The organism is Nostoc sp. (assembly GCF_036918015.1).
GTDB lineage: Bacteria > Cyanobacteriota > Cyanobacteriia > Cyanobacteriales > Nostocaceae > Nostoc.
In genome coordinates, this window is record NZ_JBALEO010000102.1 from 1 (window position 1) to 16,575 (window position 16,575).

The window sequence follows — 16,575 nt, forward strand, 5'->3', positions numbered from 1 at the left end:
AAAAACTCGAATATTAAAAGTGAACTATAAACTGGATACTCATTTCTGAAGCATATCATGAGTTAAAATCTCATTTTTTAGTTCAAATCACAATGACTTTGGCATATCCTTTCTCAAAGCGATCGATAAACTCTTGGGAAGGTGGTGCTTCTGTCTGCGCTTGTTCTACCAAACGAATCACACGCTGAATCAAACTGCTTTGGGCTGGTTTGTGTACTTTAATCTGCAATGCACCATAACCATTGAGTGTACCGGCAAATACTTCTTCGCCCACTGTTTTCTCTACAGGTAAAGACTCGCCTGTAATTGCAGCTTGATTGAGGGTGCTGTAACCAGATAAAATTATCCCATCAGTAGGAATTAGCTCTCCAGGTTTGACGACAATCTCATCGCCCACTTTTAGCTGACTGATCGGAATTTCCTCTTCCCTCCCCTGAAGCAAAACCCTTGCTGTATCTGGTGTCAAACTCATCAAACTGCGGATACTCCGCTCAGTTCGCTGCATTGCATAGCCTTCTAATGCGCCACTGATGGCAAAGATCAGAATCAAAATTGCTCCATCAATAATTAGATGATATTCTCTTCGCCATAAGCCGAGACTAGCAGCACCAATAGCGGCGACAATCATCAGCAAATCTACATCGAGTTCTTTTTCTTTGAAGAGAGTAGTCAATCCCTCCCGCGCACTTTCGTAACCACCAATTACATAAGCAGCAGGTAACAGCAGCAACGCCAATCCCAAAGCGCCGAGATGCAAGGCGAACCATCCGAAAAATAGCAGTAAGCCACACAAAAGGGCTGCTACAGTATCTGCGTGTTCTCTAGTGAATTGGTTAAAACGTTGGGGGTAGAGCATGAGAGGTGAATTAACAAGGACTCTCTTACGCTAAACCTTGACATTAATGTTAATGTCAAGGTTTATAATGATTTTGAAACGCAGAGGGGAGGCAGCGCGTTGCGGGGGTTCCCCCCGTTGTAGCGACTGCCGTCGCGCTGAGGGAAGCGCAAAGGTACGCAGAGTTAGTTATGGGAGCATTTTTCAAAAGCGGGATGTGGGTAAATGGGACGATTTAACTGTTAGCTTTAAAATTGCACTAGTAGGAAAAAATCTATGCTAAAGCGAATATATATTGATAACTTTCGCGGGTTGGTAAATTTTGAGATGAACTTTGACTCGATTAACCTGTTTCTTGGCGGTAATGGAGCAGGTAAATCAACAGTTTTTGAAGTTTTACGGAAAATTCAAATTTTTATAAGTGGTGACGAAAAAGTAGAAGGAATTTTTAAATCTGCTGACTGTACTCGCTGGCAGACTTTACAAATTCAGCGTTTTGAGCTAGAAATTGCTGGAAATGGTGGTAGTTATAAATATGAATTTGCTATTAAACATAATCAAGATAAGAGTCATGTTGAATATGAGCGCCTCTGGTTTAATAACCAAGCTTTACTGAAGTCTGAGGGGGGCGAAGTTAAAATTTTTCAAGATGATCATGAAGAAGTAATGAAAACCTCATTACCTTCACGATTACAATTAGTCGGATCTTTACTATACTTATTTACGGTAGACAGTGACAGTACAAAATTAGCCTGGTTCACAAAACGTATACAGCGATTTATTATCGTACAAATTATTCCTAGTCTTATGCTTGATGGTAGTGAGAAGGAAGAAATTCATCTAACTTCGAGAATGGAAAATTTTGTTTCTTGGTATCGCTACATTTCCCAAGATCAGGGTAAAGTTGCTGAACTGATGAATGTTTTAAAAGATGTACTAGATGGGTTTGTAAGTTTTAAGTTTGAACAGTTCAGTGAAAACTATCGGACTCTAAAATTAAGATTTTCAACAGATAAAGATAGGACAAAGATTATTGATTATCGCTTTAGTGAATTATCCGATGGTCAAAAAGTGATAATTGCTCTGTACACCATTCTCTATTGCACTGAATCTGAAGATTATACACTTTGCATTGATGAGCCAGAAAGTTTTTTAGCTCTGCCGGAAATTCAACCTTGGCTAATTCAACTTTATGATTTCTGTATTGATGGGAAAATACAAGCTTTACTAATTTCACATCATCCTGTATTAATTAATTATCTTCTAGCTTCACCAATAGGTTATTGGTTTGAGCGTCAAAGTAATGCACCTGCACGAGTAAAACTAATTAGTAATGAAGAAACTCAAAATTCTGGATTACCAATTTCAGAACTGATTGCACGGGGCTGGCTGTATGACCCAGAATAGAGTACAGATAGTAATTTTGTGTGAGGATCTACAACAGCAAGTTTTTGCATACCATTTTTTAAAAAAGCGAGGCTTTAATATAGATCCAAAAAACCTCACAATTAGGACTTCTCCAAAAGGTAAAGGTGCAGGAGAGCAGTTTGTTAGAAACCATTATGCAGCAGAGGTTAAAGCATACCGGAGAAAAAACTATCGTTCAGGAATGCTAGTAGTGTTGATTGATGCAGATACTACGACAGTAAGGGCAACACTGAGAGAATTAGATAATGCACTGATAGAAAATTCACAGGAACTTCGGAAGCCTGATGAGAAAATAGCAATCTTTGTGCCAAAAAGAAATATCGAAACTTGGATACATTATTTACTAACAGGAGAAGTTGTTGAAGAAGAAGGAGAAAAATCCAAATATCCAAAATTCCCTAACAATGAGGCAATTTGTAAACCCGGTGTTGAAGAATTAGCAAACCAGTGTTCTCAAGGGAGTTTAGATGAAAATGCGCCACCATCTCTTCAGGCTGCTTGTGAAGAGTTACAAAGAATTTTGCTCTTGTTGGAGTAAATCATGAATGCTGGTTGCTTAACTATTAAAGAACTCACTGATGCGGTAGGCGGCGGTTTGACTCCGCGAATGGTGCGACATTATCATCAATTGGGACTATTACCGCAACCAGTGCGATCGCGCAGCAATTACCGTCTCTACACCCAAAAAGATGTTCTCCGGTTGCAACGAATTGTCGCGCTGAAGCAGCAAGGGTTTCAGCTAAATCATATCCGCAATATTTTGGAGGTGGAACCAGAAGCCGATACAACGGTTAACCTCATGGGACAACTCCAGCAGCAATATCGCGCGGTGATGCAACAAATTTCTCAACTGCGACAAACTGCATCAGCATTAGAAGGATTATTGGGGCGCGATCGCCATTGTCAAATTATCCAGGCGGAAGTTTTGGCGCAACTGAAGTTACTTGATGTTGAAACCCAAGCGGGATTGGGAGGATTGGAAAATCTCTGGAGTGGTTTGGATGCCGAAATTCATACCCATTCAGAAGCTTTTACCGAATCGCTACAACGCTTATTACCTGATTTATCTCACCGTTCGGAAATTGAACAACACTTAATCTCTCAGTTGGTTTTGGCTTGTGGCGATGTCAGTTTAGTATCCTTTATTAAATTGAGCCGAGATGCGATCGCAGCTAGTCGAGAAGCTTTATCTTCAAGTTGTCAAATTGTTGTCGATACTCAAACGGTTGCTGCTGCTTTGGATCAAACCCGATTACTTCACTTGGGATGCCGCACCGAAACCTTAATTGATAACCCCCATATTACTACCGCCACTGAAGCAGAACTCGCCTTTTGGCAACATCAAGAATGGCGAACAAAATTGCTGCAAGTAAGTAATGGTTGTGTGCTGGTAGTTGGTTATGCTCCCTCAGTACTTCTGGAAGCTTGTGAAGCGATTGCTAATCAAAAAATTCAGCCTGCATTAGTAATTGGAATGCCCATTGGCTTTAGTCATGCTCCCGCAGCCAAGCGACAACTGATGCAACAAGGTATACCTTATATTACAGTTGAAGGCACTTTGGGAGGTGGCGCATTAGCTGCAACTGCCCTAAATGCTTTGGTTGAGTCACTGATTGATAAGCCAGATTGTCATTGTTATCTTCATAACTCATAACTCATAACTCATAACTCAGCACTCAGACTCACCACTACTGAAAATAATATTGTTAAATAATATTGAATTTGCTACACTTTACCAGTTTTAGTAATTCAATAATTCATAATTGTGGCCATAAACTACCAACTTGGTATAAGTTGCAATATAACTTAGAAAAATTTATAGTAAACAGACTTTGGCAATTAGAGTATAAATTATCATGCTATCTAAGCTACAGCGAAGTATAAATCAGCATAAGTGCTTTGAAGCAATTAGAACTAAAGATAACTCAGATGTATAATTAGCCCGTCTCCTCCATTATCTTTATAAAGATCGCGATTTAGGACTGGCAGGCTTTCTATTTTTTACTTTAATTAAGGGGCTTATGTGGCAACAAGAAAAAAAAGATACTTCGATAGTCAGACTGTTATTATGGGTTGCCTTAGCTACAACCCCGATGGCAGCATCTCTGGTGGTATCAGCACCGATGCTGGCACAATCTACACCTGAAGCTACCTCTTCGCCACTGCCACAAACAGTGCGGAATGAACCGATAGTGCGGATTGACGGTTCCAGTAGCTTGAGTGCAATCAACCAAAGCCTGAAAGAAAGTTTTGAAAAACAGTTTGTTGGTAAAAAGGTTGAAGTTGCTGCTAACGGCACTGATAAAGCGCTGAAAGATTTGCTAGATGGCAAAATTGATATAGTCGCAATGGGGCGCGGGTTGACGCCAGCAGAAAAAGCTCAAGGACTAGAGCAAGTTCGTTTGCAGCGTGAGAAGATTGCGATCGTGGTTGGTGCAGACAATCCTTTCAAAGGAAGTTTGACTAGTAGGCAATTCGCCCGGATTTTTCGGGGGCAAATTACAAATTGGTCGCAACTGGGAGCGCCTTCAGCCAAGATTCGATTAATCGATCGCCCGAACACGAGCGAAACTCGCAATACTTTTCGTACTTATCCAGCCTTCAAAAATGCTGAATTTGCTACAGGGGCTAATGCTACCCAAGTAAGTGACGAAAACACCGCAGAAATCATCAAACAACTGGGCAAAGACGGCATCAGCTATGTGTTAGCTAATCAGGTGTCAAAGTTGAAAGGTGTGCGAGTTCTGCAATTACATCAAGCCTTGCCAGCTGATGCGAGATATCCCTTCTCGCAACCTTTAGTTTACGTTTACAAAAAAGATCAGAGTTTAACCACAGTAGATTTTCTTGGCTTTACCCTAGCACCCGCAGGACAGCAGGCTATAGAAAAAGGTAGAACTGCCGAAGCCGAGGCGATCGCAGCCAGCGTATTACAACCTGCTGTTGCAGCTTCTCCAGGTGTCCAAACGACACCAGCGCCTACGCCTTCCCCTAATGCCACTAGTTCTGTATTTGCCGAACAGCCCTTTGTGGCCGCTCCTCCACAAAGCGCTCCAATTGTAAATAAAGAAACACCATTGTGGTTGCTGCTACCTGTCTTTTTTATAACTGTGGGTGGCTCTGTACTATGGTGGATTCTGAAAAAACCCCCATTGCCCACCGAGAGAATAGACAATTTACCAGAATCAAATCCTCATCCACCCAATGGAGAAACGGCGGCGCTCGATGCCAGCACAACTTCCTCCCTGAATGGAACGACGCTGGAGGAGCAGGCAGTACCGCACTTCCAAGAGCAAGAAACCCCCGATCGCACTCCTTTCAACATCTACGCTCAAACAGAATCCGATCTGAACCAAAATGCTACTCAGGGGACAGGAAATTTAGTACAAGAGACAAGTAATGGTACTTCTAACCTCTATGAAGGCGCGACATCGGGCGTAGCGAATGGCTCAGAAAATAACAACTTAGGAGCCGCAGCTTTAGGTGGTGCGGCTATAGCAACAGGTATCGGGGCGGCTACCTGGTCTACCTTTAACAACAAAGAAACAGAACCAAATGCAATTGATGAGACAGTCGAGCTAAATAATTATACGGAGACATATACTCCTGATGCTGATGAAGTTGCATGGGATATAGAAGCTCCGGCAGCTGTAGTCAATACTTCATATCCTTACCCAGGTAATATTCCAGAAGAGGTGTCTGATGCGGAACTGCCTTCATCTGAGGTGACAGCCCCACTCCCAGAATTACCAGATGTGCCACAAGCAACATCTGATTTTGGATATTGGGACACAGCAATTAGTGAAGATGAGGCAGACGAGGAACTTCAGGCAGAATTGAACTGGCTAGAGAGTATCACCTCAAATGAAGATACAGCCTCAGTAGATGAATTGCCCTTAGCGGAATCTGACCAAGTGACAGCCGATGAGGAAGCATCCGCGACAGATACATCTTCACTGCTCGATTTACCGGAATTTCCAGAAGATTTATTGAGTAAAGATGCATTGAATGTGGTAGCGGACGCAGCCGAACCCACTTTAGCTTTGCCAGAGTCAGAACTTCCCACCGAGCCGACTGTTGGGGAAGCTAACTCCACAGATTTGGCCGCAGCCGCAGCTTTAGCAGCGGGCGCAGGAGTTGGCGCTTGGGCTAGCACTTTCGGAGCGGATGCTTCAAATGAGACGATCGCAGCCGAAACAACTAATGGTTTGGTTGATGTAGATGAAGAAAGTAGTATTGTACTCACACCACATACTTATACATCGGCTCATGTCTCTTGGGAGATTTCCGCAGCCAAGAAAGCAGAACTGTGGCAACAAGGCGGTACTCAATTGGTAGTGCGGCTGTCTGATGTGACTGGCATTGATTTGAGTTATCAAACTCCGCAGCTAGTAAAGCAGTATGAATGTGCAGAGACAGCACACGATCGCGTTGTAGAAATTCCCCAGGGCGATCGCGACTACATCGCTGAAATTGGCTATATCGCTTATGGCGAACACTGGTTATTCATCGCTCGTTCTGCAATTGTGCGTGTCTTCAGTCCTGTGAATCCAGATCCGATAGTTGATGATGTGGCAATGGCAGCCGAAACAGCTATTGGTTTGGTAGATGCAGATGAAGAAAGCAGTATTGTCCTCACACCAGATACTGATGGATCGGCTCATGTCTCTTGGGAGATTTCCGAAGCCAAGAAAGCAGCACTGCGGCAACAAGGCGGCTCTCAATTGCTCGTGCGGCTGTATGATGTGACTGGCATTGACTTGAGTTATCAAACTCCGCAGCTAGTAAAGCTGTATGAATCTGAGGAAACAGAAAACGACGGATTGGTGGACATTCCCCTCGGCGATCGCGACTACATAGCTGAAATTGGCTATCTGGCTGATGGCGAACGCTGGTTATTTATCGCCCGTTCTGCGATCGTTCGTGTCTTCAATCCTGTGAATCCAGATCCGGTAGTTGATGATGTCGCAATCGCGGATAAAACAGATGTTGATTTGGTAGATGTCCAACAAGAGAGCAGTATTGTCCTCACACCCCGCACTTTCCAATGGGCTGAAGTCTCTTGGGAGATTTCCGAAGCTAAGAAAGCAGCACTGCGACAACAGGGCGGCTCTCAATTGGTAGTGCGGCTGTCTGATGTGACTGGCATAGATTTGAGTTATCAAAATCCTCAGCTTGTCCAGCAGTATGAATGTGAAGAGACAGCACATGATCGCTTTGTGGAAATTCCCATCAGCGATCGCGACTACATAGCTGAAGTTGGCTATGTCGCTGATGGCGATTGCTGGTTATTCATAGCCCGTTCTGCGATCGTTCGTGTCTTTAGTCCAGTGCCTACAGAGCCGACAACAGATTCCACTGTTGAAAATGTACCATTAGTCAGCGAAACAGCTGTTGGCTTGGCAGGTGTAGAAGCAGAAACTGCCCCAGAAGAGAGCAGCATTATCCTCACACCCCGGACTCCCAAGTGGGCTTATGTCTCTTGGCACATCTCCAAAGCTCAATCTGAAGCACTACGACAACAAGGCGGTTCCCAATTAGTAGTGCGACTCTATGATGTCACCGGCATTGACTTGAGTTATCAAAGTCCCCAACTTGTCCAGCAGTATGAATCTGAAGAAGTAGCACGCGATCGCTTTGTGGCGATTCCCGTGAGCGATCGCGATTACATGGTTGAAATTGGCTATATTGCTGATGGCGATGGTTGGTTACTTATAGCCCGTTCCGCTAACGTCCGGGTATTCAGTCGTCCCTACGGAGATTTCTGGTTTGTGGCTGATGCTGAGTTAATTATTCACGGAGCAACTCAACCAAATACAAACGTAAACATTGGTGGTCATGCCATCAAAGTTAAACCCGATGGTACTTTCCACCTACGTCTTCCCTTTTCAGATGGTTTAATGGACTATCTCATCACGGTAGCTGCTGATGGGGAATCCACAAGAACTATTCATAAGAAGTTCTCTCAGGAAACTTCCGAAAGCTAATATTACCCTGAGTTATCCCCTCTAACCTGATTCTCCCTTTTTAGGGAGTGTAGGAAGGGGGGATTTTATTATGCCAAGTTTCGTTTTCATCCCTGTTATATCATGTCCGCCAAATTACCCATAATAAAAGAACCCCACCCCGCCAAAGCTGTGCTTTGTCTCCCCTGCCCCTAATCCCCAGAGGGGGCCCCGAGTTCCCCGCAGGCGGGGAGGGGTTGGGGGTGGGGTTCTTCGGGTTTAATAAGTAATCAAGCGGACATAATATAGGAATCCGGTTTGATTTCTGAAAAAAATTAAGTATTTGTAGGGTGCGTTATGACTTTAGTCTAACGCACCAAACCCTTGAAAATGGTGCGTTACGCTTCGCGATAACACACCCTACGTGTTGTTCAAAAATCAAATAGTAATCCTATATTAGGGGAAGTAATTATAATACGATTCCATTAAGGTTTTTTGATGAAAATTATAGATCGCAAAAATGTGATAAATCATCACAAAGACACGATTCATCGCATATTGTAGAGACGGCGATTCATCGCGTCTGTATTTTAAAGACAACGATTCATCGCGTCTCTTGCTTTGGAAAAATTTCTTGAGCTAGACATTTCCTAAATGCTAACGTCTACAAGGTGACACAGGATTTGGAGCGTTTTTTTTAACTATGAAGCATAGACACAAAGTAGCTTTTAGCTTAACATCGCTGATCGGTCTTAATTTAATCTCTAGCTTAGTCGCATTTGATGAGGCGAACGCTGCGCCACCGAGAACCCCAGACAAAAGTGTAAATTGCGAGATTTTAGTTGTGGGTGGTGGACTTTCTGGTGTAGCTACAGCTTACGAGGGCTTGCTAGCAGGGCGAACAGTTTGTCTCACAGAAATTACCGACTGGCTAGGAGGACAAATTTCTGCTCAAGGGACATCTGCGTTAGATGAACGCCCAACTCAACGATCTCTCAAATTCTATTCTCGCGGCTACCTAGAATTGCGAAACCGCATTGGGCGGAAATACGGTAAGCTTAACCCCGGTAACTGCTGGGTAAGTGAATCGTGTTTTCTTCCCCACGATGCTCACACAATTTTGACCCAGATGCTTAAAGATGCCGAAAAGCAGGGCAAAGGGAAGTTGCAATGGTTTCCCAACACAGTAATTAAGGATTTGGAAATCGCTGCTGATGGCAAAATAATTAATAGTGCGATCGCAATTCAATCTCAACCACCAAAAGGCGCACCACCTCTCAATACTTTTACGTTATCTCAAAGTATTGAAGATTCCTATCGCTACGAAAACTCATCTCGGTTTACTAAAACTATTGTCCGTTTCATCCCCAAAGCAACGGAAGAGAATGCTCCTAAATGGTATGTCGTAGACGCTAGCGAAACCGGAGAAATTATCGCCCTTGCTGATGTCCCTTACCGATTAGGCATTGATGCCCGTTCTTACCTAGAACCTTCTGCTTCCAGTGCCAATAATGACCCCTATTGCCCCCAAGGCTTTACCTACACCTTTGCAATGGAGGCCACTAAGGAACCGCAACCGCAGACAATGCCTGCATTTTATCCACAATATGCGCCATATTTCAGCTATGAATTAACGCGACTGGCTAACTTTGATTTAGTTTTTAGCTATCGTCGCATTTGGAGTCCAAACAAAGGAAAACCAGCAAAATTTGGCGGTGTAAGTTTTACTGCGGCTGCACCAGGGGATATCTCGATGCAAAACTGGACTTGGGGTAACGACTACCGCCCCGGAACAGCCCAGGATAACCTAGTTTACACTCGTCAACAGTTACAAAGTACTGGACAGTTAGAACCAGGGGGTTGGATGGGAGGACTGCGGACAGAAGCCCTCCGCAGCGCTGAGGAAAATGCCTTATCTTTCTATTACTGGTTGGTAGCTGGCACTACAGATTCTCAACTAGGGGATGGTGTCAAGAAGCCGCAAACTAATAACCGCTTTGTTTCCGGTTTAAATTCACCAATGGGGACAGTGCATGGTTTATCAAAATATCCCTATATGCGAGAAGGAAGGCGGATTATTGGCCGCCCCAGTTGGGGACAAACCGGAGGTTTTGGTATCTGGGAAATTGATATTTCCCGCCGAGATTATAATGACGAGTATTACTCCAAGACTCTCCCAGCAGATATGTATCGTCGCCTACGAGCAGCAGTTGCAGGTTTAGAAGCAATATCAGTAATTGACGGTAAAGTTCCACCAGACAAAGCAATGCGACGGACTCGTTCTACCGTTTTCCCCGATGCTGTGGGTATTGGTCACTACGCCATAGATTTCCATCCTTGCATGGTGAATAGTCCCCCAGAAGCACCTGGTAACACAGAACGTCCAGGCGAAAGACGTGGCGCTGGTCAAGCTTATCCCTTTCAAATTGCTTTGAGAGCGATGATTCCCCAGAAAATTGATAATTTACTCGTAGGTGGCAAAAGTATTGCGACTAGTCATATTGCTGCTGCTGCCTATCGAGTACACTCCTTTGAATGGTCGGCTGGCGCAGCTGCGGGAACTATTGCTAGTTTTGCACTTAAAAATGCGATCGCACCTTACCAACTTGTTGATGATTTACCTAAACAAGAGCCACAACTAGAAGCACTCAAGCGGCTTTTGCAACAAAATGGCAACCCTACCGCCTTCCCAGATACATCTATTTTTAACGAAAACTGGGATAATTGGAAATAGATTGTCATTTGTCATTTGTCATTGGTCATTTGTCATTGGTCATTGGTCATTTGTCATTTGTCATTGGTCATTGGTCATTTGTCATTTGTCATTTGTCATTTGTCATTTGTCACTTGTACTGAGCGTAGCCGTTGGCGCAGCCTCTCCAAGAGTTGTATTGGTCATTGGTCATTGGTCATATCAAGTCCGGCTAATCACTTATGATTACCAAATCTGTGCAAAACAAAAGCCTCTTCCCCCAGCAAGAACTGCGGTCTAAATGATAAGTCTTTAGCCGGACACGATATCATTAGTCATTGGTTAAGGATAAGGACAACGGACAAATGACAACGGACAAATGACAACGGACAAATGACAACTAAACAATGAACTAAACTAATTACTTGTAGTGTAGTTTTGTAAAATTATCTTGACCAATTGTTTTATGGTTATGACACTTTCAGCAGATGTTTACGGGATGTCCACGGCACCAACTATAGCTCCTGAACGGTCTAATCAAGTTATCCGTAAGACTTATCCGAATTACAAAGTGATTGTATTAAACGATGATTTTAATACATTCCAACACGTGTCTGAATGTTTGATGAAATATATTCCAGGAATGAGTGGCGATCGCGCGTGGGATTTGACTAATCAGGTACACTATGAAGGTCAAGCGATCGTCTGGGTCGGGCCCCAAGAACCTGCGGAACTCTATCACCAGCAACTGCGCCGAGCAGGTTTGACAATGGCACCTCTAGAAGCAGCTTAACCTTAATTATTATGGGCAAACCCTCCGTAGATCCCCTCCGCACGGCTTCTCTACGAGACGCTACGCGAACACAAAAAGCTGCCAGACTGGTTTGGAATCACTCAACACACCTTTCTGGTCTTATCCCTATTTTAGAACGTCTTTGTCAGCAAGATGGCATCCAAACTGTGACGCCGGGAGTGATTGGGCGATCGAAGGGTCACTGTCCAAAAATGCAACTACGCGTCTCAGTACCCATTCGCGGCGGCTATAAAGTCATTGCACGGCAGGGGAAAACGGTACAAGAGGTGTTTATTTTAACGACTTTACCCCAAGATCAACTAGAAGCTGCATTAGCGATCGCTATGAGATGTTAATCGCATACTCCATGCGCACTTGCCCTGAGCGTTCGCGTAGCGTCTCGCAGAGAAGGGATGCCCAATCACTACTCCTCAACCCGATGTACTGCAAATTTGTGTAGCGGCAGACTAACAATACAAGAAAAAGTTAAGAAATATGACAGAGCCGTAGTTATTTTCAAAGTCATGACTACAGATTCCCAGCCAGGTAAAACTATTTTTTCGATGCCAAAAGCTACACAGTAAACTAGCCAGTAACTAAAGCTCATTCTAAACAGAATTCGCTCTGTTTCTTCCATCTCATTTGTTTGCTGCTTACTATTCCACAGTAACAACAGTCCAATAATGCAAGCGACAAAGGAAACAGCAACTACAGATTCGTGACAAAATATATTTAACGAATGCATTTGTGTTTATTCCCACATTTTTTCAGTTGAAACTCAGTCTAAAGGAATATTCCTTGCAGAGATACAAATTATTTACAAACCTCAATAGATTCAATACTGCTGAGTGAAAAATCTCACTTGCAACTCAGCACTCATAACTTCATTAACCTGCAAGACTAGTTGCCAAAATTGAAGCATTTGCAACAATTGCTCCTTCATGTATAAGAAAGGTTTAAGTATTTCCAATAAATGTATAAGCAAGTGCTGGAAAGGCTTAATACTTTGCAACAATTACTCCTCCATGTATAAGAAAGATTTAAGTATTTCCAATAAATGTATAAGCAAGTGCTGGAAAGGCTTAATACTTTGCAACAATTACTCCTCCATATATAAGAAACGTTTAAATGATTGCAACATTTGTTGTAATTCACTTATGAGTTAATCTTACTTAAAAAATCAATCAAAATCTTTTAAGTAAAATTAACCGCCCCCATCCCGCAACCCTTCTCCCAAATCGGGAGAAGGGGAGCCAATTTTAAAGCCCCTCTTCCAAATTGGGCTACGGTGTACACACAAGTCGGAAATAGTAGTCTGTCAAGGAATAATTGACGAGTCCATTCTTTGTAGAGACGGCGATTTATCGCGTCTCTCTAACTCTAACGTGTCTTTTAGACGCGATAAATCGCGTCTCTACATGAGGAGTTTCTGGCTTATCTCAAGCGTATTGGGATAAAACTGGTTACTTGTGTGTACACTGTAGCCAATGCATCGGGGGCATTAAGGGGGGAAAATCCAGGGTTTAGGCTTCATTACCAAGATGTGTGTACACCGTAGCCCAATTTATAAGAGGAATTTAGGGTGAAGGCTTTTGATAAACATAATTTTGAGCCACTTTCCAATAACGTGAGAACCGTTTCAAGTCAATGTAGCCGTCATAGTCAAAAAATGCTTCTACCTCTAACACTTCCACTGCTATAGAACGCTCTATTTGATTACAGATATCATCAAACCGGGAACTGGGACTATTGGCTGTGACAACTAAATTGGCATCATGTTCTTGAGCAAAAGCTAAAATTTCTTGTGCCACATTGCCACGGCGAATAACAACAGGTAACTCTAGCAAACATTCGTAGATAAAAGTCAGACGTTTAAGACTCAATTGCCATTCCTCTATCAAAGCCTCATCCCAAACCCAGATAGCTGGGGCATCAGGGTATTTTTGTAATGCGGGATTATTTGGACTGAGACAATCTCCATGTACCCAAACAATTGGTTTATTCATTTTTTACCTTTCTTTCCCCGTTGCCAACTTTGGCTATTGGCTTGTTTGCTAAATTCACCTTTAGGAAAAAGTCGCTGTTCTAATTCTTCATAACTGCCTTCAAAATCACAATGACCGTAAAGGGGACATTTCTGACAATAAATGCCTTTGGTGTAGCGTTCTAAGTTCTCACGGTTGAAAAAATACGGTTTATGACTAAAAGTGCTGGCAACCCACTGCCATGACATATTATTACTAGCAGGATCTCCATCTAAAAGATGCTCAAGAAACCATTTGGCTCCTGCTTGCCAACGAATACGCCGCCAATGGACAACATAAGCCGCTAACCACATTCGTGCGTGGTTATGTAGATAACCAGTTTCTCTCAAATCATGACTGAAGCTGTCAATGCAAACCCTGCCTGTACTTCCTTCTCTAATATCTCGCGGCAATTCGGGTGCATATTCGCCCACAGTATAACCAGTTTTGTACTCTTCCTGGTCTTTCCAGATTTCATCCCCTAACTTTATATACAACCGTTGCCAGTAGTCGCGCCAACCTAATTCGTTAATTAGTTTCGTAGCATCATCTTGGTGTTGTACCCGTTCAAGGACGTAATCTCGAATTTCTCGCAAACTCAAAACGCCATAGCGGATGTAAGGTGAAAGACGCGTGACTGCACCTGTGAAGAAATTACGTGTTTGGGCATAGCGAACTGGGTCGATTTTTTGCAGCGCTGTTTGTGCCGCTTTGCGTCCCCCCAGAGTTTCGCTGATGTGGTTATCACGTTCTGCTGCACTTGGGAATTGTTCGCGCAGGTAGGCTACCAACTCATCGCGGTTGGTAAATTCGCGTTGCATATCTTTAGGCATTATCAGCAAATATGAATGGTTACGTGCGTAGGCATCGCTCAATATATGTACTGTACAATTCTAAAGCGATATCTACGACAGGCTACGCCTACACAATCTCTCACACCCCATCATGAGCAACATTCCCCAAGTCGGACAACCAGCACCAGATTTTTCCACACCTAACCAAAATGGTAATGCAGTCACTCTCGACGACTTCAGCAGTCAGTGGGTTGTCCTCTACTTCTACCCCAAAGATGACACACCCGGTTGTACCACCGAAGCAAAAGATTTCACCGAGTTGTATCAAGACTTTAGCGCACTGGGAGCAAAAATCTTAGGCGTAAGTCCAGATTCAGGTAAATCCCATTGTAAATTTATCAGCAAACATAACTTGTCAATCACCCTTTTAAGTGACCCAGAACATATTTTGACAGAAGTCTACGGTGCTTGGCGCTTAAAAAAATTTATGGGCAAAGAATATATGGGTGTTGTTCGCTCAACCTTTCTAATTTCACCTGATAAAATTATTGTCTATACTTGGCCTAATGTGAAAACCAAAGGTCACGCTCAAGCAGTTTTAACTAAATTACGAGAATTAGCAGCCACGTAAGGCGGCTGGATGCTAGAAACTGCTAGCGTAATAATTAAAGTCAGGAATTAGACTTTTTGCAAGTTGAAATAAACATGATTCAAGTCATCCAAGCCCAAAATGTTACTCTTGCCTACTTAAAGAAAAAATTTGCTCTGTATAAATCTGAAGATGAGCAATTTTTTACAGAGTGGTTTGACTACATCCCTGAAGTTTCCGAATTAGAAAAGCAATATTTAGACAGAGTTAAAAATAACTATCTTAACGTCCTTGAAAATGCTCCTCTTTTAGAAGAAGCAGTAAAATTGGTAGTATTATCTCCGTTGCTAGATTTAGCTGGTTTTTATCGTCCTCCTTTTTATATTGCTACTGAAGAAAGTGTAGAAATCAGTGAAGATTTTATCATTGATAATGAAGTAACGACCGAAGATAATAAAGGAATTATTAAAGGTAAAATTGATGTCTTAGTTCTCCAAGATCAGCTATGGTTACTGATAATTGAATCTAAAAGGTCTAGTTTTTCCTTGGCAAAGGCGATTCCTCAAGCACTAACTTATATGCTGGCAAATCCTCAGCCTAAGCATCCTGCATATTCCTTGGTAATGAATGGAGAAGATTTCCAATTTATTAAATTGATAAAACAAGATAAACCAATATATGCTTTATCTGATAGATTTACTTTATATAGACGCGAAAATGAATTATATAAAGTTTTGAATATATTAAAAAAAATAGGTCAACTTTTAAGTTAATTATCTTTGCTATTTCTATCTAGGTTAATACTAGAACAGTGTCATAATAGTTATATTGTATCTTGTAAATAAATTATGGTTCAATTTATCCAAGCACAAAATGTCGGGCTTGCCTATTTGGAAGAAAGATTTAGCCTACAGCTAGCCGAAGATGAAGCATTCTTCACAGAATGGTTTGAAAATTTACCGGAAATTACAGATTTAGAAAAGCAAGATTTAGACAGAATAAAACTTCATTTTCTCCGTTTAGTCAAGCGTCCTCCTTTGTCAGAAGAAACGGTGAAATTAGTAGTTCTATCTCCTTTACTCAATTTAGCTGGATTTTATGATGAGCCTTTTTATATGAGAGGCGAGGAATCAATAGAAATTTCTGCGGAAGATGAAGGAGAAATCATTAGAGGTAGAATTGATGTTTTAGTTATTCAAGAACAATTCTGGTTGTTAGTAATTGAATCTAAAAGGTCTAGCTTTTCTCTTTTAGAAGCCATACCTCAAGCACTTGTTTATATGTTGGCTAATCCTAATCAAGACAAACCTGCTTTTGGATTAGTAACAAATGGTAGTCATTTCATTTTTATAAAACTGACTCAACAAAATATACCAAAGTATGCATTGTCTGATGAATTTACGCTGTTGAGGAGAAAAAATGAACTGTATCAGGTTCTCAGTGTATTAAAAAATTTGAGTCAAAGTTTGAGTTAA

13 protein-coding genes and 1 pseudogene are annotated in these 16,575 nt (G+C 42.3%); 10 read left to right on the top strand and 4 right to left on the bottom strand.

What is annotated here, in order from left to right:
- Positions 1-85 precede the first annotated feature (85 nt).
- Positions 86-856 (bottom strand): annotated as a pseudogene (locus tag V7K61_RS33135) (HAD-IC family P-type ATPase); the annotation flags it as partial.
- Between the two features lie 255 nt (positions 857-1,111).
- On the opposite strand from V7K61_RS33135, the gene V7K61_RS33140 reads away from it, so the two are divergent.
- The 7 genes from V7K61_RS33140 to V7K61_RS33170 all read left to right on the top strand — a co-directional run bounded on the left by V7K61_RS33140 (position 1,112) and on the right by V7K61_RS33170 (position 12,049).
- Positions 1,112-2,242 (top strand): AAA family ATPase, encoded by a 1,131-nt coding sequence (locus V7K61_RS33140; RefSeq protein ID WP_335060334.1) that lies wholly within the window; start codon positions 1,112-1,114, stop codon positions 2,240-2,242.
- A complete protein-coding gene (locus tag V7K61_RS33145; RefSeq protein WP_335060336.1) occupies positions 2,229-2,801 on the top strand; it encodes a hypothetical protein in 573 nt (190 codons plus the stop codon). The genes V7K61_RS33140 and V7K61_RS33145 overlap by 14 nt, the downstream gene beginning before the upstream one ends.
- Positions 2,802-2,804: 3 nt before the next feature.
- The gene (locus V7K61_RS33150; protein ID WP_335060338.1) at positions 2,805-3,917 is read left to right on the top strand and encodes a precorrin-8X methylmutase; all 1,113 of its coding nucleotides are present in this window, start codon (positions 2,805-2,807) and stop codon (positions 3,915-3,917) included.
- Between the two features lie 367 nt (positions 3,918-4,284).
- Positions 4,285-8,250 carry a DUF4912 domain-containing protein gene (locus V7K61_RS33155; RefSeq protein WP_335060340.1) on the top strand — a complete coding sequence of 1,322 codons (3,966 nt, stop codon included), beginning with the start codon at positions 4,285-4,287 and terminating at the stop codon, positions 8,248-8,250.
- A gap of 661 nt (positions 8,251-8,911) precedes the next feature.
- Positions 8,912-10,942 carry an FAD-dependent oxidoreductase gene (locus V7K61_RS33160; protein ID WP_335060342.1) on the top strand — a complete coding sequence of 677 codons (2,031 nt, stop codon included), beginning with the start codon at positions 8,912-8,914 and terminating at the stop codon, positions 10,940-10,942.
- Positions 10,943-11,366: 424 nt separating this feature from the next.
- Positions 11,367-11,693 carry an ATP-dependent Clp protease adapter ClpS gene (gene clpS, locus V7K61_RS33165; protein ID WP_094348337.1) on the top strand — a complete coding sequence of 109 codons (327 nt, stop codon included), beginning with the start codon at positions 11,367-11,369 and terminating at the stop codon, positions 11,691-11,693.
- A gap of 11 nt (positions 11,694-11,704) precedes the next feature.
- A complete protein-coding gene (locus tag V7K61_RS33170) occupies positions 11,705-12,049 on the top strand; it encodes a DUF2103 domain-containing protein (protein ID WP_289798576.1) in 345 nt (114 codons plus the stop codon).
- Between the two features lie 68 nt (positions 12,050-12,117).
- On the opposite strand, the gene V7K61_RS33175 is transcribed toward V7K61_RS33170, so the two are convergent.
- From V7K61_RS33175 to V7K61_RS33185, 3 genes are all read right to left on the bottom strand, one after another.
- A complete protein-coding gene (locus V7K61_RS33175) occupies positions 12,118-12,438 on the bottom strand; it encodes a hypothetical protein (RefSeq protein ID WP_094348335.1) in 321 nt (106 codons plus the stop codon).
- Positions 12,439-13,270: 832 nt separating this feature from the next.
- Positions 13,271-13,699 (bottom strand): hypothetical protein, encoded by a 429-nt coding sequence (locus V7K61_RS33180; protein WP_335060344.1) that lies wholly within the window; start codon positions 13,697-13,699, stop codon positions 13,271-13,273.
- Entirely contained in the window at positions 13,696-14,550 is an 855-nt protein-coding gene (locus V7K61_RS33185; RefSeq protein ID WP_335060444.1) for an FAD-binding domain-containing protein, read from the bottom strand. The genes V7K61_RS33180 and V7K61_RS33185 overlap by 4 nt, the downstream gene beginning before the upstream one ends.
- A 112-nt stretch (positions 14,551-14,662) precedes the next feature.
- Between V7K61_RS33185 and bcp the strand changes: the two genes are divergently transcribed.
- The 3 genes from bcp to V7K61_RS33200 all read left to right on the top strand — a co-directional run bounded on the left by bcp (position 14,663) and on the right by V7K61_RS33200 (position 16,575).
- On the top strand, positions 14,663-15,142 hold the full coding sequence (bcp, locus tag V7K61_RS33190) for a thioredoxin-dependent thiol peroxidase (RefSeq protein WP_335060346.1): 480 nt from the start codon (positions 14,663-14,665) through the stop codon (positions 15,140-15,142).
- Positions 15,143-15,216: 74 nt separating this feature from the next.
- Complete coding sequence (locus V7K61_RS33195; RefSeq protein ID WP_335060348.1) at positions 15,217-15,873, top strand: type I restriction endonuclease; 657 nt, start codon at positions 15,217-15,219, stop codon at positions 15,871-15,873.
- 75 nt (positions 15,874-15,948) lie between these two features.
- The gene (locus V7K61_RS33200; protein ID WP_335060350.1) at positions 15,949-16,575 is read left to right on the top strand and encodes a type I restriction endonuclease; all 627 of its coding nucleotides are present in this window, start codon (positions 15,949-15,951) and stop codon (positions 16,573-16,575) included.